Below are 23,960 nucleotides of genomic sequence, written 5' to 3'. Positions count from 1 at the left end.
TGGGAATTACTTTTCCCTGAAGCATTATTTTCAACTTGATTTGAGCTTTCTAGCATGGCGTTAATCTACCTGCTAAATTGCATTCACAGGCCACTTAAAAGCCAGGTCTAGCTCATCAACCCAGAAAGTGTACTGAGCTATAAACAGATATATTTACAGAGGCTTATCTAAACTATGTTTGGACTGCCCAATTAATATGGGCGACAGAAAATTAGTAGAAAGTGACGTCAAATCATCCTGAAAACGCATTCAAAAAAGTAGGTTCAGGACAGTCCAACCTTGAGGCCTTCTACTTGTCACTGCCTGATATGAAATAATTTTTATCCAATGGGTCAAAACTTATGTCTATTTTGATGGGAATTTTGAGATTCAACGACCAAATTGGCTGATTTCAAGGAAAACGTTAGTTTACTTTACCTAGCTTAAATTCGCTGATAGCATGAAAAATTATAGTGAAGCTTATCAACTATTATTAAGTTGAGGATGGCACAGTACCAGATGTGATTGCAACGATTTGTTAACTTCGCCTGGAATCCTGGCAGTGTACCTTTGAAGTCTAAAGTCAGACCAGATCTGCCTGCTCATGCTATGCCAGCCACCCCTTAGATATATTTCGCAAAACTATAAGATTTAGGATTTCTTTGTCGAGATTTACCCATCCATCAAACACCCTCTTGCATGAGATCTTGGTATTTTCTCAGGATAAAGGCCCCTACTTATTGACCTATGAGCCTCAAGCAACCAGTAAAACAAGTTCTGATTTTGGCTGCAAACCCAATGGGAGCTCTACAACTCCAGTGGGATACAGAGGTATGTGAAATTAAAGCGGGGCTACAGCACTCGCAGCACCGAGATCGATTCAATCTGGCCTATGTGTTGTCAGGCAGACCACGAGATGGACAAAAAGCTAAGTTTACTACCAGCTTTTACGATTCTCTAAGGACTGGAGAGAGGGCTGAGTTTGCCTATCGACTCGGATGTAACGCCATGCAGATGGCAGGGGTAGCAGGGAATCAGACACCAGTACTAATCCAGCAGCGAGTGGAAGAGCCTGTAGTCAATCTGGGAGATGATTCAGCGATCGCAGAAGGAAAGCGATCGCGCATTTTCATTAGCTACAAGCGCGGCAGGAATCCGGACGAACCGGTGGCCCTGGCCGTCCATAGCGCTCTGAGCCAAGCCCACGATGTCTTCATCGACCAAACTATGACCGTCGGCACCCGCTGGGCCGAACGGATTGAAGCCGAAATTCGTCAAGCAGATTTTTTGATTACCTTTCTCTCTGAGCAGGCGGTTCGCAGTGAAATGGTTGTGGGTGAAATCGAAACTGCCCACCATTTGTTCAAGCAGCAGGGCAAGCCGATGATTTTGCCCGTGCGGCTGGCCTATGAAGTGCCCTTCACCTATCCCCTCAGTGCTTATCTGAATGGCATTAATTGGGCCACTTGGAGCACCGAACAAGATACCGCCTCGCTGATTGCCGAACTGCACCAGGCCATCAGCGGCACCCCACTGCCTCCGTCGAGTCCCCCTTCTGCCTCTGTCCCTAGCTCCCCCCCTGGCTCCTTCCCCCACCCTCACCCTGCGGCCCAGCCCCTGGAACTGCCTGAGGGCACTATGGATCTGGAATCTCAGTTTTATATTGGCCGACCAGGGGATGACCTGGCTAGTCAGGCTATCCAGCAACAGGGCGTGACTATCACCATCAAGGGGCCGCGCCAGATGGGCAAAAGTTCTCTGCTGAATCGCACCATGGCAGCGGCAGTGCAGGCCCATAAGCGAGTGGCATTTTTAGACTTTCAGCTGTTTGATCAGATGGCCCTGACAGATAGCGATCGCTTCTTTCAGCAGTTCTGTGTTTGGTTAACCGACGAGGTAGAGCTGGCTGACCGAGTCGAGGAATATTGGCAGATGCCCCTGGGCAATAGCCAACGCTGTACCCGCTACCTGCAGCGCTATCTGCTCAAAGAACTCAGCCAGCCGCTAGTGCTGGCGATGGATGAGGTTGAGCGAGTTTTTGATACGGCCTTTCGCTCTGACTTCTTTAGCATGCTGCGCAGTTGGCACAACAACCGGGCCATGAGCCCAATCTGGAAGCAGCTAGATTTAGCCCTCGTTACGTCCACAGAGCCCTACCAGCTGATTGAGAACTTGAACCAGTCTCCGTTTAATGTGGGCCAGGTGATTGAGCTAGAAGACTTTTCGCTGGAGTCGGTAAACGATCTTAACCAGCGCCATGGTATACCATTGACCCCAGATCAAGAGCAGCAACTCATAACGTTGATCGGCGGGCATCCGTACCTGGTGCGGCGGGCGTTGTATTTAGTGGCTAGTGGCCAGATGACAGCCGTAGAACTGTTCGCCGAGGCCACACAAGATCGGGGGCCATTTGGTGACCATCTGCGGTATCACCTGTTTCGGATGAACGACAAACCGACCCTAATCGCAGGGATGTTACAGGTAATTCACCATCACACCTGCCCCGACGAGCAGACATTTTTCCGCCTGCGGGGGGCAGGTTTGGTGCAGCGGCAGGATCGGATGGTCGTGCCCCGGTGCCAACTCTATGCCGACTACTTTCAGGAGCACCTCCATGGCTGACCCCAAGCTCTACACCACTGGCGGAACGGTGCAGGCTGGTGGGGGGATTTACATTCCTCGTCCGGCGGACAAGGAGCTGCTACAGCTCTGCCGAAACCGGGCGTTTGCCTACGTGCTAACGCCCCGGCAAATGGGCAAATCGAGCTTGATGATCCAAACGGCTCAGCAGTTGGAGGCGGAGGGGGTGCGCACCGCCATTGTCGATCTGCAAGATTTGGGGGCTCAGGTTACCGCAGAGCAGTGGTATTTTGGCTTTTTGGTGAAGCTGGAAGATCAGCTGGTTCTCGATACTGACGTGGTGAGCTGGTGGCAGGCTCACCACCACTTGGGGGTTTCTCAGCGGTTGACCCTGTTTTTTGAGCGGGTATTGCTGGCCGAAATTCCTGAGCCCCTGGTTATCTTTGTCGATGAGATTGACTCGACCCTCAGCCTCGACTTTACCGACGACTTTTTCACCGCAATTCGCTACCTGTACGTCTCTCGGGCACAGATCCCAGAATTTCAGCGACTGTCTTTCGTGCTGATTGGGGTCGCTACCCCAAGTGATTTAATTCGCGATCCCCGCCGTACCCCGTTTAACATTGGCCAGCGGGTAGACCTGCAAGACTTTACCCTGAGTGAGGCTTTACCGCTCGCTGTCGGGTTGGGACTCACCGGAGATATGGCCGAACAAACGATGGCCTGGGTGCTGCAGTGGACGGGAGGGCACCCCTATCTGACCCAGCGGCTGTGTCAGGAAATGGCCCAGGCTGAGGACGAAACCTGGAGTGGAGCGAAGGTGGGGCGGCTGGTAGAACACACGTTTTTGGGCGAACACAGCGAGCGAGACAACAACTTGCAGTTTGTCCGTGACATGTTGACCAAGCGGGCACCGGAACTGGGGGCGTTGCTGGAGACCTATCGCCAGGTGCGGCGGGGGAAACCACCAGTGGTGGATGAAGAGCAGTCGCTGGTGAAGTCACATCTGAAGCTGTCGGGTTTGGTGAAGCGCCAGGGTAGGGTGCTGCTGGTTCGGAATTTGATTTATCGACAGGTGTTTGACCGACGGTGGGTTCGAGAGCATTTGCCAGAAAGTTTGTGGCAGCGGTTGAAACCGGCAATGCCGATTATTGCCACGCTGTCGGGGGCGCTGCTGCTTGTGAGCAGCTTTGCGGTTTATGCTCGGCAGCAACAGGCTTTGGCTGAAAGGCAGGTGCGAATTGCCAAAATCGCCAGATTGAGAGGTCAAGCTGCTACAGCTAAGTCGTTACTTTCGATTCCATCTCGCCAAGTGGATGGCATGGTTTTAGCGATCCAAGCAACTGGAGAAAGCCGCCAGGGCAATGTTTCTGAAGTGTTTGCTGCCGTGGACGATAGCCTACTGCATGCGGTGCAAACCGTCAGAGAGCGCAATTCGTTCTTGGCCCATCGGGAAGGCGTGAGTGCAATGGCAGTCACTCCGGATGGTCAAACTATTGTTACCGGAGGCAATCATGACGGTACTGTGCGGCTGTGGAATCAGGATGGCAGACCCATTGGTCAACCCTTGCAAACGGGTTCATCGAGAGTTAACTCGGTGGCGATCACCTCAGACGGCCAAACCATTGTCGTTGGTGATAGTTCTCGTGCCAATCCAGTACGGTGGTTGAATCAGGATGGCGAAGCAATTGACCAACTTTTGCAAGCGGGTTTACTGACAGCTGAGTCGGTGGCGATCACCCCAGACGGCCAAACTACTGTCGTTGGTGGTCGTGCCGTTGGCGTTGCTGATCGTACCGTTGGTGGTCGCTCTTCTAGAAGTACAGTACGGGTATTGAATCAGGACGGTAAAGCGATCGGACAACCCTTTCAAGGCCATTCGGGCGAAGTCACCTCAATTGCGATTACTCCAGACGGTCAAACTATTGTCAGTGGAGATGGAGATGGCACTGTGCGATTGTGGAGCCAGGATGGCAGCCTCATTGGTCAACCCTTACCAGGTCATGCAGCATCGGTCAGTTCAGTGACAGTGACTGCGGATGGCCAAACCATTGTTAGTGGAGGGGCAGATGGCACTGTGCGGCTCTGGAACCGGGATGGCAGCCCTATTGGTCAACCCTTACCAGGTCATGCAGCATCGGTCAGTTCAGTGGCAGTGACTGCGGATGGCCAAACCATTGTTAGTGGAGGTGAAGATGGCACTGTGCGGCTCTGGAGCCGGGATGGCAGCAGTAGCAGCAGTATTGGTCAACCGCTACCAGGTCATTCAGAGGGGGTCAGCTCGGTGGCAGTGACTGCGGATGGCCAAACCATTATTAGTAGTGGTGGAGATGGCACTGTGCGGCTCTGGAATCGGGAAGCCCTTCCCATTGGCAAACCCTTTAGAGATCAAGTAGAAAGAGGAATCCCGGTGTGGGTGAGTGCTGATGGCCAAACCGTCAGCACATGGTGGGATGGCACTGAGCGAGTGTGGGATAGGGATGGAATCCAGATTGACCCATCTGTCGAACCTCATCCTCTTTTAGCCCACCGGGGAAGTATCAATACGATAGCGGTAACCGAAGATGGTCAGAGGATTGTCCGCATTAGCGAAGCAGTTGAGGACAGCGCAGTACAGGTCTGGAGTCGGGAAGGAGAACCCATTAGTGAGGCTTTTACTCACCTGGGAGTGCAAGCAGTAGCGATCACACCGGACGGTCAGACCATTGTCAGTGGAGGGGCGGATAAAAGCGTGCGATTATGGACTGATGATGGTACTCCCATTGGCCAACCCTTTGAAGGGCATGAGGTAGGAGTTTATTCAGTAGATATTACTCCCGATGGTCAAACCATTGTCAGCGGAGGAAATGATGGCACAGTGCGGTTATGGAATCGGGATGGGACTCCTATTGGCCAGCCTTTTCAAGGTTATTTATTTGCGCGGGGTTCGAGAAAAGTTCATTCTGTGAGAATTACTGCAGATGGTCAAACCATTGTCAGTGGCGGGGTAGATGGCACCATGCGGCTGTGGAACCGGGACGGTACTCCCATTGGCCAACCTTTTTCTAAACATCGGGTTGACTCATTAGCTGTAACCCCAGATGGCCAAACTCTGGTAAGCGTTGGCGAGGACGGCACAATATGGGTATGGGAAGGATCTTGGCAGGGTTGGTTGCGGGCGGCTTGTAATCAGTTGCGAAATCACTTTGTGTTTCGGGAGCCAGACAAAAGCTTTGACCCGGAGGCGGCCAGGGGGGCACGACGGGTTTGTGAGGAGCAGGTTTGGCAGCAGGAGGAGTAATGCATTCCTGCTGCCCTGGGCTAAATGTAAGGCAGGATACCATTGAGCTAAGATTTAGCCTGACCATGGAGAAAGTTGCCCCTGGTAAGTGATAACCAACAGAATGTCTTCAATGGCTTCATTCTCAAATAGGTCTTTGGGCTGACGACCATCGGCGAGATTGTCGAGCAGGGCTAACTCCCATTCACCAACGGGTGATTTGCCAATTATCTCTATCCAGCTTGGGGCATTGCCTCGGCGTGTGCTGATGATGCCGTCGATTGAGGTTGCGCTGCCACCAACACTTGTTGCTGCATTGGTCTCAGTGAAGTGTAGGTGAGACACTGGTATCTCAAGTGTGGCCCCTGCTTCACGCACAAAGTAAAGGACAACTTGCTGAATTCTAGGATCTTGAATATTGGCAGGGAAGTCTTCTCGACGAGTTTGGAAGCGGACGGCCATGGGGGTCGTGGTTTGGTCTGGATTGTTGAGGTCGTACCACTGGTCGGCCAGTTCGTTGCGGAAGCTGAAGGGCCGATCGCTACTGAGGTCAGCAGGTAGGTCACGAATGACTTGCTGACGGTAGGTGAAACTATTGAGGGCTGTGTACTCAATGGTGACGAGAACATCGGCGATGGTGGTGTAGTCAAAGAGGTTCGCGGCTTTTGGCATCTGAAATTCCCATTGGGTATCAACACCGATGCCCTCGAAGGGAAAGAGCAGTTCGGGTTGGGGTTCCAGGTCAAATAGACCAGTGGCGTTAGTGGGCGAACTCAAGGCAACTGATTCTGGATCGCGACGAATAACTGTTGTTTGAAAAACAGTACCCCCGACTACCACACGGGAAAGACCTGCATTTAATAAGGTGGCCCGAATGCCCTCAGTGGGGGGAATTAAAGCGATCACTGAAACACTTACCCGCCTGATTAAGCGTAAATAGTGGCCGGGGAAATCACGATCGAACAATTCCATGGGCGTTGCGAAGGGCATGATGCCAGTTTCGCGGAACTGTTGGAATTCGGCGGGTGATAAGCGAGCTAGGGATATGGTTTTAGTGATTTGTAGCTTACGTTGATTGGTGGTGAAGGCGTACTGATCTAATTCATAGAGATCCTGCTGTAGGCGAGTAGACCCTGTTAGACCCCGGCGGTCAGGTGCATTACCGTTTTGAGCAACAATTGCACTATCAGAGGGAGCCTCCCAATAGTCGGGCTGGATAAAGGGAGGAGGCGTTTGCTGCCGTTCAAAGGCGAGTTGCCCCTCAGCCAGTTTTGCCATGGCGGTCGCTTGCTGTAGGAAGAAAGCATAGGCTCGCTCCAAGATATTGCTCATCCAGTCGTAGAGTTCAACGTTAGTGAACTTATTGGCTAAAAAGTCAACTACGTCTTCCGCATTGTCTGCCTGGATCAGAGCGATGGTGCGTTCTTGCCCGACAATGCGAACTCGATCCTGCGCAATTCTGATTTGTTGGTTGCCAATGCGAATATCTTGTCGAGCTAAGTCAAGCTGGAATCTCCATTCTTGTTTGCGTCTTTCGTAGCTAGCAAGAGTTGAAAAGATATTTGATAAAGTTTGGAGTTTACCACTTGGACTGTAACTAACACTAACGCTTGGCCCCGTAAGACCTACGCTGAGGCTGACACTATCAGGTGCCAGAAGAGATCTGCCTAACAATGCAAGTGATATTATTTCATAGACGTTCAATCCCTCATTGATTAAATCGTTATAGTGGTTTTGCTGAATTTGACTCCGATCTCTTTGAAGCTCAGCCAATCTGACGCCACTCTCTGCCTCATTCACCTGCAAATCTCTCAGTCTCACACCAGCACGAGTGAGTTGGATCTCTTGCCGGGCCTTGAGCAGGTTGAAAAACTCCGCATCGCGCTTTTCAATTGCCGATAACAGAGCAGCTTCCATCTGGGCAGCAAGCTGCACCAACTGCTTAGCGCGATCGACCAGCACCGCATACCGATAGGGGGTCGGTTGGAAGGTAACAGTGCCAGGAAGCACAAGTTGCCCCCCTGCGCCAATTTGCGGTAAGCCGCTCAGATCTGTAGGGGCTGCATAGGGTTCTACTTGCCGCTCTACCCCCGCAATATTGCGGCAGGTGCGTAGTTTGTAGAGATTTAGCTCTGTCTGCAAGCGCAGGGACTCAAGGACGGGATTGGGGGCAATGCAAAAGCCGTAGGTGGGGGTGGGAAGGTAGTGGGTAAACTTTTGGGTGAGTTGAACAGCCTGGAGAGGGGCACTGCGAGCCAGCAGACTCAGGGTATTGAGATGAGTCGGTGCAGGTGGCTGGCTAGGAAGGGCGATCGTGCTGCCATCTTGGGGGGCAATGGCTAAATTTGACTGGAGCATGACCGGTTGCAGGGGTTGTCGTAACCAGGGCAGTTCAACCTTTCGCGTCTCCAGGGTGACGCGATCGATGCCAGAGATGACTGATACGGTTTGCAGGTAATCTTGACTGGCAACGGCACCCATTTGGGCAATGGCTTGTGTCACTACTGGTTGAGTCAGCAGGGTGGTATGAGCTTGGGCCAGTCTTTGGGGTTTTGCGGTCAAAATCTGACCCGTTGTGGAAGCCGCTGGTTGGAAAGCGCGAGCCTGGGCTACCCGTCTGTAGGCATTGGCAAAGCGGGTTTCAAAGGGTTCGTCGGCGTGCAAGATAGCCTGAACCTCTTGAACGGTTGCCTGTAAGAGGCTGGAATGCTCAATCGCCAGCAGCTCATGTTTAAGTTGTGCCAAAACCGGTCGCCATTGGGTCTGGGTAGTCTCTAGATCCAGGGTGAGGACGATCTGATCACAGGAGTCCAGGGCTTGATTGAGCTCTGGCAACTTTAGTAGGTCTAATGCTGATAGATAGAGCGTGCGGGCTTGGGGTAGCGACTCAGCCGTGTCTCGGGCAAACTCTGAATCGGCAAATTCCAGGAAACAGCGAATCAGCGATAGCAGTGTAAACCGGGTATAGGTGTTGGCACGGGTAGCCGCGATCGCATGGGGATTGAGAGGATCGAGCAACCAGTCCTCAATGCGTTGGTAAATGGCTGACAGGGATTCTTCCAGCGTTAATCCATAATAAATTTTGCGCTGATCGATGGGCAAGCTGTAGTCGTAAACGGTACGGAACCAATCTAGGGAAGAGGTATAGTGTCCACGGGATTGGAGTTGGAGTGCCAGGTGAATGGGCACAAAGTAATAGGCTTCTTCCAGGTAGGTTAAGTGTGATCGTGGCGCATTTGCATTATTCATAAAGATTATCTGAATTGCTCCACGTCGAAATTGACGCTTCTCGTCAGGAATTCGCTCGGGGATATCAAAAGGACCAGCGCATAGCGGAGTAATACGCTTTCGCAAAGATTCTGTTAGTCTCCCACGAGATTCTCTTGTAAAGACAGCTCGATAAAGACCAGAAGAACTAAGGTGTTCATTATAAACAAGCAGTTTACCAGAGTGGCCGGATGACTGACCGCAGTGTACTGCAATTCGAGCTAGCCTACTAAGATTTCTGAATGGAAGCCCTCTTCCGGCGAGAAAGTCGTTTGCCTCACCATATTGAATACCTGCTGCAGTTCTTAAGAAGAGGTAAACAAGTCTGCTGTAATACAGTGTTCCAACCCATGTGCCAAAGCCGACACTGAACCAAACGGTTATAGTATTATCTGGTTTCTTAATAAAGAGCCCTACTTCTATATTTCCGTCAACTCTTTCAACAAACAAATATGAACCTCCCCCCTCTTGTCCTTGGAAAATAAAGGTGACGACCCCACGTACTGTTCTGACTGGTGATCTTTGCGCTCTTCTTTCTATTGCTGGATCAACAATTAATTCAAAGTCTGAGCTTTCCCATCCATTTCCATCTCTTGTTAGCCCACGGCTGAAAACTTTTCCACCCTGAAGACCAACAACAACATAGGGAGGAACCAGTTCATCATCTCGCTGTTCAATTACAGCTGTAAACGCGGTTGCACTTTCGGGCAAATCAAGATCAGTGGGTTCACTGTCCCATATTTGTTGTTCCAGATTGTATTTGGTAAAAACGAGGTCTTCTTTGTTATCTTTTTGAGTTCGGACAAACAAGTAGATAAATCGCTCATTAGCACTTGTTTGATAGGGAACGGCACCAATAATATTCAGCACGTTCGTCAGCCCAGGGACGGCAGCCCAGAACGTTTGGGCATAGCCAGAGTCATCGGTAGAATCGTAGGCTGACCAGTAGACGGCATTAGTTTTACCGCCTCGGCCAAACATATAAAACAGCGATCGATAGTCTGTGGCATAGCGATCGCGACAGCTCTCTCCTTTATGAATGCGGGTTCGGGTCTGGCAAGAGGCTTCTACCGTGAGTGTGCAGATATCCTGGAAGTAGTCTGCATAGGTTTTAGCAGCAATACAGGCTTGGGCTGGCGTAAGACGAGTATTTAAGCGCAGGTTTTCGACCAACGCTTTAAAGGCCGGAGTCTGACGCTGACGCAGGCTCGGAAGCAGGACATTTTCAGGATAGAGAAACACCAACATGGCCGATCGCCAGGTGTTGTAGGAACCAATCCACTGCCACTCTTCATCAAAATTGTCGATGTCTGCTTTGAGATCGGGATAGATGTCTTGCATTTGGGCGGTGCGAAGGCCCATGATCAGGTTTTGTAGGGTAGCGATCGCCTGAGCCGTGCGGGTGGTCTGTTGACACCCACTGGTGTGCATATCGATTAAAAGCTGACGGGTCAGTTGTTTGGCCCTGGTATCGAGGCTTTTCCCTGCTACCGGAGTTGCCAAAACTAAGCCATCTCGCAGGGAGGGTAAGGTTTCTGCCTCAACGGTGCTGACAACGTTATGTAGAGCACTGATCACCGTTTCTTCCTGGTCAATGCGGGTTTGCAATGTGTTCAGCCAGTTGCGGCGATCGCGCTCCGTTGCCCGCCAGGTTGGTAATGCTGGCGGCGGTGGGGGTGGAAACTGGGTAGGATCGGTGGCTGGAACCCGGAAGTGATCGGGGCTCAGGCTCAGGTTCTGGGCCTGTTCTTGGTTACGCCAGAGGGAAAACTGGCGGAGCTTTTGCACCTGCACCAGAATGGCGTGAACTTCAGCCCATTCTGGATCAAGCACAGGGGCATCTTCTACCAGAAGATCATGGATTCTCAGCAGATAGGTAAACCCAGGCAAGGTTAGATTGACCGCAGTCAAATCCTCTGTAATTTCCTGTCCTGCCTGGGATTCTGTTCGCCAGTTCAGCAGAGTTTCCAGAGAAATCACAGCGTCAGGGTCAACCGTCAGCACAGATTGCACCCTTTCGTTGAGTCCATCCAGAGTCCTAGGCAGGGCCTGGAGATTGGCCAATTGCTGATCCACCCAAGTTAGTCGAGCTTGCCAGAGACTGTAGGCGGGGTTCTCCGGCACTGGCATTTGGAAATAGCCAGGGCCAATCAAGTCAGGATCAATAAGGGGATGTTCTGAATCCGTTGGATTTTCTGGAAAATCTTGCCGATGCCACAGGGCACGAAGATAATCGAGCTGCCAGGACAGGAACTGGGGCAGTACGGAAATTTCAATGTCTGAGCTGTCCCCTTGGTAATCAATTTGGAAATAACCCGATAAGCCACTATTGTTTTCTGGGATCAGGGTCACCGTTCCTCGCATGCTCTCAACCGCCCCCCTGGACAATAACTGGGTGCGATCGCGATCGCGGTAAACCTCTACCACCCATTCCGGTGCAGCAGATTGAGTCAGACTGAGGTAAATCTGACCATTGCGGTCGGTGTTACGGCTCCATTCAACGCCTGTAAATTTCCACTGGACGAGTTGGTCGAGGTCATCGCCAGTCCTGGCTCCCTGAGATAACGGGTTGCGGGTAGTGTCTACTAGGCCAAAGATGCGCTCCAGGGCGTGCTCAGTGATGCTATCGGCTTCCAAGAGCAGGGTATCTAACGCATCGGGGCGGGACGATCCCAGGGTGATTCCCAAGCGAGTGGCCAGGGCCTGGCGATCGCTATCGCTGGCGTTTTGAGCTTGGCGCAGGTCTTCGTAGGAGACCCCCAACTGGGTCAGCAGGGTTGTATAGGTTTCCAAGCTATAGGCTGCTTCCGCAAGGGCTAACGAATGCCCCGATTCGGGTGGGTTGGTCGTGAGATAACGCCGCAGCACTTCAATGGCCAGACGAACCTGGGGCACCTGGTTTTCTGCGGAAGCACAGGAGGCGGGCAATTGGCCAAAGGGTTGATGGAAGGTTTCGGTGAGAAACGGTAGTGTGATGGGCGAGTTATTGTGTTTTAGATGGGCAATGGCGTAGTCCAGCAGATCGACCAGATACGCGGCTGGGCTGACGGCAGAGCTGCAATTCTTGCAGCGGCATACATCTGCAACCAGATTTGAGACGGCGGCACTGGGTGGAATAGAAGGGGGCTGCCCGTTTGCTGTTTCAACACTCAGTCCGGTGACAACGTTGTTTAAGAACTGGGTTTGAGCCCGGCTGCTCACCTGTAGCTGAGCGGCTTTAAAGTCCCCCAGGGTTTCGGCGGAGAGGCTGACAAAATCGGTACGCAGAGCCTGGGCGATCGCGGTGGGGCTGGTATAGCCATTTTCGACCCACTGGGCGTTGAGCTGTACATCGGCAGACAGGGGTTCTAGTTTGGCGTGGGCATCCAGGGTCTGAATGGTCGGGTGATTTGGGGAAAGGGGGAGCCCTTCTAGCTGGCTGAGACCACCGACCTGGCGAATATCGGCCAGGGTATAGATGGCGTTATCTTCCAGAAAATAGTCTAGGGCTGGAGCCAGTTGCAGGTTCAGGGTATTGGCTAACTCTCGAATGTCGAGGGAAGGTGTCTCTGGTACCTCTGGAATAGGAATGCGGATTTCAGCGATGTCTTCCTGTCCAAGGGACAGAGCTACTTCTGTGACGTGGATTTCCTCAAATTGGGGGGTGAAGATCTGTAGCCGGATAATGCGTTGGGCAACATCGTCTACGGTTGGGGTGGGAGGGGGAGCCGTGTAGACGATGACAAACAATCCATTTTGATTGGTAATGTCGCTGCCCAGGCCTTTTTCGGGGGGAGTGGAGGACAGATCAAACCCCTGGACGGTATAGCCAACCAAAGGCTCGTCGTTATCCTGGTTGAGCAGTTGGCCTACCAGTTGGTAGTTTCTCAGCACATCCCGTTCGATCTGAAGTTGCTCCAGGCGCTCCATAATTTGATCGCGGGAGTCTGCCAATGCACGCGGAATTCTATTGGTATCAAGGGCGGTGTCTAATGCTTGGCGAAGGGTGTCTAGGGGCTGGGCCAGAAGTTCGTCAAGCTGCTGGGGTTGACCCACGCGATAAAACCCGTAGAACACCTCAATGGGAAGATTTGTAACCTGAGCATTTTGGGCTGCCTGCCGCAGGGCCTGGAAAAATTCTGGGGGAAATTGCTGATCGCCAAGGCGCACTTTTTCGGCCAGAAAAGCAGCATCTTCATCCGTCAAGTCTGCCAGTTGAACGTCCTGAAGAATAGGAGTAATTGCCTGTATGACCAGCTCAAACTCTGACGGTCGGGGAACCTGTTGAGGATCGATGGTTAAATCAATTGTTTCGATAGGGCCAGCATTGAAGCGAATAGGTGATGTGCCCAGCAAAACGCCCAGTTGATCGAAGACGCGAATCAATAAGTCAGCCCGCTGTTTATCAGGACGACTCAGCCGATCGACGGTGTAAGCGATCTCGTAATTCCCGCTGGTAACGGCTTCGCCCAACAGCGCTTCGTCTCGGATGCCTTTATCAAACGCTTTAACCGTCACCTGGTTCAGGGTACGACTGCGATCGGCAAAGCGAATTGTGCCTTTGACAATCAATTTTTGTTCTTCATCTTCTTCTTCAAAAGGCTTACAGAGGACCTTCAGACAATGTCTGAGGGACTGTCGCCCTACGGAGAAGCGTCGTTGGAGCCTCATGGTAATACTCCTTAAATTTAGGTTGGGCTGGCGTCATTTCATCCTCAATGCGGGCTGGAGTTAGAAAGGAAAGTGCTGTAGCTGAAAGCAGAGTTATGCTCTGCAAAGAGATGGCTGTTTGCCAATCCAGTCGATGGTGATGGTTGTGCCCTGCATGCAGAAGCTAATGGGCACAATAGTGCCTAAAACGTAAACGGTATCGCCTACTTTGAAACCTTTTTCTTGCAGGTCACCCGCCAGGGTATAAAGTTCGTCACTTTCGGTACGAAGCGCTTGACATTCGCCACCTTCATCGGTGAGGGTGCCTTTGATAAATACCCTCCCTTCACCGGGTAGTTGGCCGATAGGGATCTCTTTCATGTTGGAAGAGGCGTGTACGCGAATGCCACGCACCCAGAGCTGAGAGGGTCTCACGGGCGATGTGCCTACGCCCAGGGGTGATGTGCCAAAACCTTGAGGGGATGCACCTACATCTTGAGGCGATGTGCCCACACCCTGGGGCGATGTGCCCACGCCCTGGGGCGATAGGGGGTCGATAGTATAGGTAGCCACAACCGATGTCAGGGTGGGTGCCACGATTTCAGCAGGTGGCTCGGCAACAAAACAAAAGTCCTGGAACCCATCGGTTGGAGGCACCAGATAGATATAGGGGATTAGCTCAGGATTGCGCCAACCTGTCGTTGGTACCGTGCCATGGGCCGTGACGATGATCTGTGGGGGTTGCCTTCGTGTGAGTACAAAGGTTACCTCATCTACTCGATAGATTAATCTTTTGCTCATTGGATTTCCCTTTTGAGTTTCGTAACATCAGTGGTTTTTGGTAGGCATTAAAACTGCTTTTCTAATTGGGAACTGTTCAGATTGATGTGATCGCAAAGAGTGAATTTATTTTTGATATCCCAATCCTTAACCAAAACAAAGTCTCGTCCCGGATGCAACCATCAAAGGCTTTGTCAGTGACTTCGTAGAAGGCTGAATGCATTGGCAAGGCACTCATATCTTCACCAATCAATTTGGCGGTCGTATCAAAAAAATCATCTTACGCATGCAAATTGATCGCCGAATATACATCTAAGCAAGTTATACTCAATCTGATGGCGTAGTGAGTTGGGTGACCGTTTTTGTCTAGCACGAATTTCATTTTCGTATGCCTCAAAAGTGTTTTTGATGGTATAGCTGTATAGTGGAAATCCTGTTGCAAAGTAGAGGATTGGAAAATTGCTTATAAGAAATTTTTCATCTTCCGATAGTTCGTTCTGCCGGATGTATTCTTCAACAGCTACAGCAGCTTCACCTGCAAGGAAATTCAGCCCAAATGACAAAACAACGGAACTAAACCCAAATCGTAAAGCCCTTTTCTGAAGATTACTACTGCCAATACTTGTGCCGCCACCGCCGCCACCGCCGCCACCGCCGCTAAGACCTCGTTCTCCTCGAGAAATCTGGCTTCTAAGCAAGTAATACCAAGGAGTTGTTCTCTGATTTACCACCTCGGGAAAATTAGCTTGACTTACCTTTTGTCTTAATATTTCACCTCTTCTCAAAAAAACTTCTGCCTCATTAAGGACGCGCTGAGTTTTATTTATGCCTTTTTTTGCCTGTTCTATATCATCATTTAGCCTGTCTATTTCTCCTCTCAAAAAATTTCTTCTACTGCGACCACTTGCCTGCCCCATTTCTTTCGCAATGGCCTTCTTTTCTGTCTCTGCTATTTCTAAATCCTGTTTGTATTGAGAGTTCTGCCTTCTGACTTCCGCAATATCCTCATTTTCTCGGATAAACTTTTCTGTGTCTTTAAACCAGGCACCCACCTGATCAATTATTTGTTTTTGTGCGTTGGTCAATTCTGGTTGCTCTCCGCTATCGTCGATAAACTTCATTGGATTTTCGAGAACATATGAGAATGGGCTCCATTCAACAAATTCAGTCTGAGCTGGGTCAATATTTATCCACCTCCCCAACCACGGCGCATAATACCTCGCTCTGTGATAATTCAACCCACTTTCCTCATCCCGCTCCTTCCCCGTAAACCGATATCGCTTCTGCTTAAATCTGCCAAAACTGGTTTCCCCATAGGGCGTAAACTCCTCCCGATCGATCCAGTTTCCATCCTGGTCAACCACCACATTACTACTGCCCAAATGGTCTCCCAGGTGATACTTTACGGCTGGTGTTCTATCCTCTGGAAACGCTTCCCCTACTCGTACCAAAGCAATCCGTGACGCATCATCCATCACATGCAGCGTGTTGTTTTCTTGGGTTTCCCCAACGGTGATTTTGCGGTGGTGTTCAAACATCCCATCCACATACACCGTCACATCCACAATCCCGCCCTGACGGTGAACCCACTTCATCACCCGTTGCCCCGCCGCGTCGTAACAATATTGGGCATATACCGACGGTTCTGCCCCCTCCGTCTGGGTACGAAACGCCTTCATTTGGTCGGCATAATCCCACTCAAAATGACGCGCTTCCCCCTCTTTGACTAAATTGCCGCTGTCGTCATAGTCATACTTAATTTCTGTCTGCCCGATCGCCACCGAAGCCAACCGATTATTCACCACATCCGAAGCCTCATCCGTCACCAGGGTAAAGTTGCGGTTTCTCCCCTGCACAGTGCCATCGCTTTCAATATGCTCATGGCGCAACCGGAGTATATTGCCCATCGGGTCATACTGGTATTGCTCCTGATAGCCACGAGTGCGAGTCAGATCCACACAGCGGGGGCGATCGTCCCAGGGGGGCATTTCTGGCAGCAAGTCGCACTCCCGCCCCGTTGCTGTCAGCAGTCGGTAAATCGGGTCATAGGTAAACGTCCGATCTAGCGCATCGGCTCCCAGGGGCGTATTGAGAATGCCGCTGTCTGGAGTGCGGTCTTTGATGGTGGTGATATTCCCTACCAGGTCGTAGGCGTAGGCAAAATCTTGCAGGGGTGCGCCGGTAGGGCGGTAGGTGAGCGGATTGGGTTGGGTGTAGCGATCGCTCCTTAACCGCAGCAGCCGAAACGTCTCCGGGTCATAGCCATAGCGCGTCATCACCCCATTGCCATAGGCAATCAAAATCCGCTGCCCCTTAGCATCGTAGGCAATCCGCTCTACATAGGGCTGTTCATTCAGCGTCACCCGTTCCAACGCGCCCGCCCGGTTATAGGTCGGACGCAACGTCTGTCGATCGCCCTCCACATCTTCCGGATAGCGCATCAGCGTCACCCGGTTCAGAGCGTCGTAGGTCATGGAGGTGACGTATTCCTGGAAGTTCAGCAGCGTCTCGGCATGGCTCTCCAGACTGTCCCCATTGGGAGCCTGCCAATTCAGGCGGAATGCCTCTATTTGCCAGTTGTTGTTTGCTCCACGGCTATAGGCTTCACTCAGGCGATCATCGGCAATCACTCGCCGCACCTGCGTCAGCAGATTACCCTTAAAGTCAAATTCCTCCAGGGCCAAACGCCCTGCTTCGTCGTAGTGGCGCACCAGTTGCCCCAGGCGGTTCAGTTCCTTCGCCGCCTCCCGATCCCCTTCCGGCTGATCGGGGGTGCCGCCATCGCCATACTGCAACACCTGCCGCAGGGTCATGGCACTGGCTGCATGATCCCGTGCCCACAGATAAGTCGGACGGCTGAGGCGATCGTAGGCTTCCAGCACCAACGCCCCTTTACTGTCTCGCTGTTCCACTCCATTGCCCAGGGCATCCAACACCACCCGCTTTGTCCCAGCATCAATACTCTCGGTGCGGAGGGGGTTATTGGCCAGGTCGTAGACATAGCGAAACGCCTCTCGCTCCAGCGTATCCGTCACCGTCAGCAGGTTGTCTCGAATGTCGTAGGTGGAGCGGGTAAAGTACCAATTGGTCGGATCAGTGCCATTGCGTTCCACCGCTTCAATTGTGCGGCCCAGGGCATCGATGACCACGCTGCTGGGGGTAAACCAGTGACTCTCCGGCACCCGCTCGTTGCCTGGACTGAGGGGGGCCAGGTCATTGGCATCGTAGGTGTAGGCTTCCCAGGGGGTAGGGGTAAACTCGTCCGGGTTGCTCAATTCCATAGGTACCCCATAGATCACCCGCTGTTCTGAACCATCCGGGTTTACCGTACGAATCACCTGCCCCCGGGGGTCGTAGAACATCGTCACCTTCTGCCCCATTTCCCCCTCAGTGGGTCGCTGGTACTCCCAGCCAGCGGCATAAAACGGCTCGTACTGTTCCACCACCTGGCCCTTGTTGTCGTAGGTTTGCCAGCCACTCACCACCACCCGGGGCGGTTCGCCAGGCGCTAATTGCTGACCGACAGCATCCTCCACTGGCAACGCTTGATCGGCGGGCAGCCCCACATCTCCGCCAAAGGGCAAAGCCCCAAACACCTGATCTTCGGCCTGGGTGCGGGTTTGCAGTAGGCGACCAAAGCCGTCGGAATACTCGATGCTTTCAATCTCAGCATCCCGTTCTGGCAGGGGAACCGCCGTATCGTTAACGTGATGCTCCCGCTGTATCGTGCGCACAGAGATGGGCTGCCCTCGCTCTATGAAGGCCAGCAAGTCATAGACCAATCTTGTTCCCGGTACCGCTGCGGTATCCCCAACCGCTTCGCCCGCTTTGCCCATCACCGCCACACTGGCCAGCAACCCCAGGGGCGTAAACGTAAAGCGCTGCCGATTGTCGTTGGGGTCAGTCACCTGACGGGGTTGCAGGACACGATAGTCGTACTCGGCCTGGATCACCAGGCCCACTGGATCGGTGACCGTCAGGGGCAATAGCTCTAGGGCACCTCGAAAAATCCATAAAGACTGTCTCAATATGAGATCATGGTGCAGTAGATGTTATGACCTCGACCGAGCCATGGGACAACAAGGGTTTTGGGATGTAGATGAGCGCCTTGAGAAGTTAGCGGCGAAACAGGACCTGTTGCAACGCCTGAATACCTTAGTGCCCTGGGAGACATTCCGCCCAATTTTGGCTCGTATCCACGAGAAACCGCGCAAAAGTAATGCGGGTCGCAAGCCGATAGACGGGGTGCTGCTGTTCAAAATGCTGGTGCTGCAAAAGCTGTACAACATCAGTGATGAGGACTTGGAATACCAAGTTAACGACCGCTTGTCGTTCATGCAGTTTCTAAACCTGGGTCTAGAAGATTCAGTCCCCGATGCCACGACCGTTTGGTTATTTCGCAAGCAGCTCCAGACCCATGACCTGGTCGATGAGCTCTTCGAGCACTTTGCGGCCTATTTGACGGCCGCAGGCTATCAGGCCCAGGATGGTCAAATCGTCGACGCGACCTTGATTCCGGTGCCCAAGCAGCGCAATACTCGCACCGAGAACCAAACCATTAAACAGGGAGACGTGCCGTCTGCGTGGCAAGAGCAGCCTCACAAGGTGGCCCAAAAAGATACCGATGCCCGCTGGACAAAGAAAAATGGGGTGTCTTACTACGGCTACAAAAACCATATCAGTAGCGATGTTCGCTATAACTTCATTCGCCGCTATACCGTCACCGATGCGGCTGTCCATGACTCTCAAGTGCTCGGTGAGTTGCTGGACGCCGACAATACCGGCGATGGCGTGTGGGCCGACAGTGCCTACCTGTCTACGTTGATTGTCGAGGTCCTGACCCTGATGGGGTTTGAGCCCCAGATCAACGAACGAGCGTATCGGAATCGCCCGCTGAGCGACGAGCAGAAGTCTGCCAACCGAGAGCGTTCCAAGACCCGGGCCAAGGTGGAGCATATCTTTGGGGACTGGGTGACTGACATGGGCGGCAAACTGGTGCGCACGATTGGCTTAGCCCGGGCCAAGGTGAATCTGGGTCTGAAGAATTTGACCTACAACCTGAAGCACTTTGTCTGTTTAGAGACCCAATCAGCCGCTGTGCCAGAAACCGTAGGATAGTCAGCTCTGAAATCACCCCAGCGGAGTTAAGTCAGCCGATTGAACGCCTCGTGAAGCACGATTGGGGTAACCGCTTACAGCCTACCGGCAGGATGAATCCAACCGTCCTGCCGGGGTCGTCTCATTTGAGACCCTAACTAACCCCAAAAACAATTAATCGAGGTGCCCTCTAAGCGGTCATAGCTGATCACCGTTTCATGGCCTAAGGGATCGCGAGTAGCCAACAGCAACCCTCGCCCTGAACCATTCCCGCTTTGAACGTCATAGCGTTGGGCGGTCGTGACGAAGTAGCCCCGCTCATAGCCATCTCCACCGGCATGGAACTGGTAACCGGCCAGGGCAGGCATCTGCGCTTGAAAAGCCTCGGGGTAATCGGCTGTCCAGGGGGGAGCACCTGCGGGCACCAGGTAGGGGGGCACCTCAGCCTGATAGGCATCCTGCAAAATGTCTTCGCTCAACACCAGGGTTTCCGTACGCACCAGGGCACCAAAGTCCCCCAATTCGCCCAGGGGCAGTCCCTCAAAGGCCGCACCATCGTAAAAATTCAGGCTTTGCCCCACGAGCTGGCGCGTCGCTTCGCCAGATTGGATCGCCTCCCACAGGTCGAATAGGCTGGAACGGCCATCGTTGAGAATCTCATAGCTTTCGGTATGGGCCATGCGATCGCCCATGTAGTGGGCATCATCCACCCGGTTGGCATAGGTCGTGACTACCTGGGTAGCCAGATAGGGCTGGCTATCCTCCTCTACCGCCACTCGAAAATCTCGCCCTCTGGGCACTGCGATCGCAGCCTGCATTCGAGGCTGACCCAATTCGTCATAGTCAGTGGTAAAGCTAACCTGCGTCATCGGCTGATCGCCCCGCTCCCACTGGGTGGTGCGTTGGGCCAGGGGATGGGGAAAGAAAATCCTCCGCCGTTCAGGGTTCTCTACAGCTGGGCTTTCCTCCCGTACCCCGCTCACCGCCTCGGTCACCGTATAGGGCTGCTCCTGTCGCTCTGTCCCATCCAGGGCATAGAGTTCAGTCCGCAGCACCTGACCCCGCAGGGTGCGCAGGGCATCGCGTTTGTCCCGCCGGGGGAGTCCATTCAAAAACTCCGTCACTGAGGACGGGCGTTCCAACACCTGCGGATCGCCTGACCAGTATTCAGGGTGGTAATCGATCTCCTCCCAAGCCCCAAATTCATCGCCGATGGGGCCTTGGTGGAACCAGGTTTTGGTCAGCGTGGGGGGAGAGAAAAATTGAGTGCGATCGCCCTCAAACCTTTCAAACCGGTTGGCGTCTTCGTGTAGTCCTGGCTGGTTATAGTCGGCAAAGACCTCTGTATCCAGCTGATCCACCCGCCCAAATCCGCGAAACTCCCGTTCTGCCCCATCCCAATAACCGTGGTGGTAGCAATACGCCGTGGTCAGCTTGCCCTGGGAAATGGCATCGATCACCTCCACTCTGGCCACCACCTGCACCGGGAACGGTAAAGGGGTTTGCCATCGGGTTGCGGGACGAGCCTCATCCTCCAGATAAAACTCGACTGAGGGTGTATAGCCTACCCGGGTCAGCGCCCCCAGGTGATTGTTCATCTCGTTCAGGAGGTAGGGCTTCACACCCCCGGTAAAATCCAGAAAATAGAGATGATGGCGACCCAGTTGATTGGCATCGGCACTCCATAGCACACCGCTAATGCCAGTCCCCAGTAGGTCTACCAGGCGCACCCCATCCATATCCGACACGGGCGGGGTGCCCTTAATTTCAATTGGGTCACTCCAGCCGTTGCCGCTCTGGTTTATCCAGAGAATGACTTTGTTGAAATCAACATAGACCACATCGTCCAGACCATCCCCATCAAGATCGCCAATCAAAATCCGGCGGGGGTCATAGCCATAGGCAAAGCGGGGACTATTACGCATTGAAATTCGTTGTCCCCAGTTGCCATAGCCCAAGTTGGGCCAGTACTCAATATTGCCGTCGTGAACCAGCAGAATATCCTGTAAGCCATCCCCAGTCATGTCGCCCCACTTCACCCGGGGGTCAGAAAAATTGACATTGGGGAATGCCCTCGGGTCACGCCGCTCCACCCAGCGGGTCTCCCTCCAGCCATCCTGAGGATCGTTAAAAAAACATTCCAGGCGGCTACCAGACCGAATGGCATCGGTCACTCCATCCCCATCCAGATCCACCAACTGCACCTCAGGGTCTTCCAGGTTAAAACTCGGGGCCACCCGGTAGCGCTGGAACGACTTACGATCCCACAGTCCCCCAAATCGCAGCGGGAAATAGCCCGACAGGCCCGCCTGACTCACCAGCAAATCAATCCGGCCATCCCCATCGGCATCGATAAGCTGCACCCCTGTATCAGCCAGGGTTAAGCCTCCAGGGGCCGTGCCCATTTCCCGAGGTAAATCAAAGCGCCCATTACCTAAATTACGCCAGTAGCGCACCGTGCCGTTCATCTCCAGGATGTCGGGCAGGCCATTGCCAAATAAATCTGCCAATTCCAGGTCGGGGGAGGAGAGCGATCTCCCAGGCAAATCACGCCCCTGCACCGGGAAAAACTGGCGACCTAGGGGCTCAAAGCCAGTGTAGCCAAACTTCAGCGGCGGCAGTGATTCCTCAGGATCAGGACTATTCTCGTCATGCCCGGTAACCTGCACCTGCCACAGCAGCGACACTCCATTGAGAGGCAGTTGCAACTTTGGGTTTTCTAGCTCAGAATTCTTTGATTCAGAGTCTTCTGATTCAGGTCGCTGATCCAAATACACAAACCGATAACTGCGAACTAGCTGGTCATCATCCGCTTTTGTCGTTATCTGAATCTGCTGACAGCGCCGCTGGGTGCGAATTTCAAACCCCGATCGATACTCTGAAAACGGGTCTGGTCGCTCCTCGTCGTACTCAAATGTAACCGACACTAGAAAGTCTGGGTTATCCTGCTCCCCATAGTCGGCATAGCGAATCTCACTCAGATACAGTTGATTCCAATGTCGGGAGCCTGCCTGGGTCTGGTCTCGCTCATAGCTATATTCAATGCGATTGCCGTAGGGATCGAGCGTAAGCGATAAATTCCAGGCAAAGATTTTGGTGCGATTGGTTGGATCAGCGATTACGGCTGGATCTTGCCAATCACTGGCCGCATCCTCTGGGCGCGGAGTGCCATAGAAACTAACTAAACCATCTTTACTCCACACCTTCCAGTAGTTATTCTGGCTATCTCGATGGTGCTCAATTCGGGCAAATAGACCTTCTGTCCGTGGACGGTAGCGAGTGACACCAGGCAACGTTTCAACGGGAACTAGATCCTCTGCTCCCGACAAAATAAACGTGTCTTGCTCATCGTCATAACGGGGCAATCCCCTGGAAGTTTTGCGCATCACACCGGGAATGCTTAAGCCCCATCCCAGTCCCCATGCACTATTGCCATTGCCAGTGCTATAAACCAAGCTCAGCTCAGGCTGAAACTCATTGCGTCCGCTCGGCAGGGCGATCGGCACCGTAAAGTTACCCGTACCTGTGTGCAGATCTGGTGAAAAGGTCTCCCCAATCCCATGCAAAGCCCCACCTCCTTGGGGTAGGGAGATCACTTGGTTAGAGGTTCCAGATTTATTGCTCACGGTTAAACCTCAATAAAACCGCTAAACCAGACTACGAAACAACTAGTACTCTGAGGCATAAGTCGACCCACCATTCCTGACACCTGTGTAACCCACCCCTGCCCCTCCCAGGAGGGGATGCCGATACCTGAAACTCTCAGCAACGGTGGTCATATTTCTGCCAGACAGTACTAGTTTGCCATCCATGAATAAATCATCAACCATAATAACTCGGAAGACTTTCTAATTAATCGCAGCGGAATAAAAAACAATTTATTTTCTGGTTGAAACATATGGATGAAAGCAGGAAAATGGAGATGACTCTAAAGAGCATTTTGAAGGGTGCAAGTCTCGACTTACTGAGAATAGTGATGGAATTGAAAGGATTCTGACGTCAAAAATTCTCAATAAGCAAGTTATTTTGGCAACTCTAACATCTACAGATAATCTCCATAATCTTTTTAGCTTGGCAAAGAAATTGATGTAGCCTCCGCCCTGCATCATCTGAATTGTTGCAAAAATTTTCAATTAAAGTACGTTTTAATACTAATCAAATACTTCCTGGTGACTGAAAAAAGAGGCTGAATGTGCCAAGTCACTATGTGGCCTCTCCGCGACCCCCCGATAGGGGCGCAGCATCCTGATACACCTCAGCATAGCGCATGTGCTCAGCATCAGTTCAGCTAAAAATCAAAAAGTCACGTTATGATTGTGATTAGTCAGCATAACAATCAGGACGTCACGATTTGGCACGTTTTGGCTCG

Annotated in this window: 7 protein-coding genes; 3 read left to right on the top strand and 4 right to left on the bottom strand. The window is 52.5% G+C overall.

Translation table 11 applies throughout. From position 1 onward, the window contains the following. The first annotated feature begins 726 nt into the window (after positions 1-726). Complete coding sequence (locus E1H13_RS12220) at positions 727-2,601, top strand: AAA-like domain-containing protein (protein WP_169613699.1); 1,875 nt, start codon at positions 727-729, stop codon at positions 2,599-2,601. After that, complete coding sequence (locus E1H13_RS12215; protein ID WP_169613698.1) at positions 2,594-5,839, top strand: AAA-like domain-containing protein; 3,246 nt, start codon at positions 2,594-2,596, stop codon at positions 5,837-5,839. Before E1H13_RS12220 ends, E1H13_RS12215 begins: the two co-directional genes overlap by 8 nt. A 54-nt stretch (positions 5,840-5,893) precedes the next feature. Here E1H13_RS12215 and E1H13_RS12210 read toward each other — a convergent pair whose 3' ends face one another. The 3 genes from E1H13_RS12210 to E1H13_RS12200 all read right to left on the bottom strand — a co-directional run bounded on the left by E1H13_RS12210 (position 5,894) and on the right by E1H13_RS12200 (position 18,522). After that, positions 5,894-13,735, bottom strand: a complete 7,842-nt coding sequence (locus E1H13_RS12210; RefSeq protein ID WP_169613697.1) for a neuraminidase-like domain-containing protein — start codon at positions 13,733-13,735, stop codon at positions 5,894-5,896. A gap of 93 nt (positions 13,736-13,828) precedes the next feature. Next, entirely contained in the window at positions 13,829-14,515 is a 687-nt protein-coding gene (locus tag E1H13_RS12205) for a DUF5818 domain-containing protein (protein ID WP_169613696.1), read from the bottom strand. 254 nt (positions 14,516-14,769) lie between these two features. Beyond that, the gene (locus E1H13_RS12200; RefSeq protein WP_169613695.1) at positions 14,770-18,522 is read right to left on the bottom strand and encodes an RHS repeat-associated core domain-containing protein; all 3,753 of its coding nucleotides are present in this window, start codon (positions 18,520-18,522) and stop codon (positions 14,770-14,772) included. Positions 18,523-18,565: 43 nt separating this feature from the next. Between E1H13_RS12200 and E1H13_RS12195 the strand changes: the two genes are divergently transcribed. After that, a complete protein-coding gene (locus tag E1H13_RS12195) occupies positions 18,566-19,612 on the top strand; it encodes an IS5 family transposase (protein ID WP_169613694.1) in 1,047 nt (348 codons plus the stop codon). A gap of 137 nt (positions 19,613-19,749) precedes the next feature. On the opposite strand, the gene E1H13_RS12190 is transcribed toward E1H13_RS12195, so the two are convergent. Then, entirely contained in the window at positions 19,750-23,217 is a 3,468-nt protein-coding gene (locus tag E1H13_RS12190; protein WP_169613693.1) for a SpvB/TcaC N-terminal domain-containing protein, read from the bottom strand. Positions 23,218-23,960: the final 743 nt, after the last annotated feature.

It is taken from the genome of Nodosilinea sp. P-1105 (assembly GCF_012911975.1).
Classification (GTDB): domain Bacteria; phylum Cyanobacteriota; class Cyanobacteriia; order Phormidesmidales; family Phormidesmidaceae; genus Nodosilinea.
Note: the sequence above shows the minus strand (reverse complement) of the source record. Positions and strands in the feature narration are given on the sequence as shown.

Bases quoted from the DNA above. Each gene is read 5' to 3' on its own strand.
- E1H13_RS12220 (WP_169613699.1), top strand. From the start codon at position 727: ATGAGCCTCAAGCAACCAGTAAAACAAGTTCTGATTTTGGCTGCAAAC.
- E1H13_RS12215 (WP_169613698.1), top strand. From the start codon at position 2,594: ATGGCTGACCCCAAGCTCTACACCACTGGCGGAACGGTGCAGGCTGGT.
- E1H13_RS12210 (WP_169613697.1), bottom strand. From the start codon at position 13,735: ATGAGGCTCCAACGACGCTTCTCCGTAGGGCGACAGTCCCTCAGACAT.
- E1H13_RS12205 (WP_169613696.1), bottom strand. From the start codon at position 14,515: ATGAGCAAAAGATTAATCTATCGAGTAGATGAGGTAACCTTTGTACTC.
- E1H13_RS12195 (WP_169613694.1), top strand. From the start codon at position 18,566: ATGGGACAACAAGGGTTTTGGGATGTAGATGAGCGCCTTGAGAAGTTA.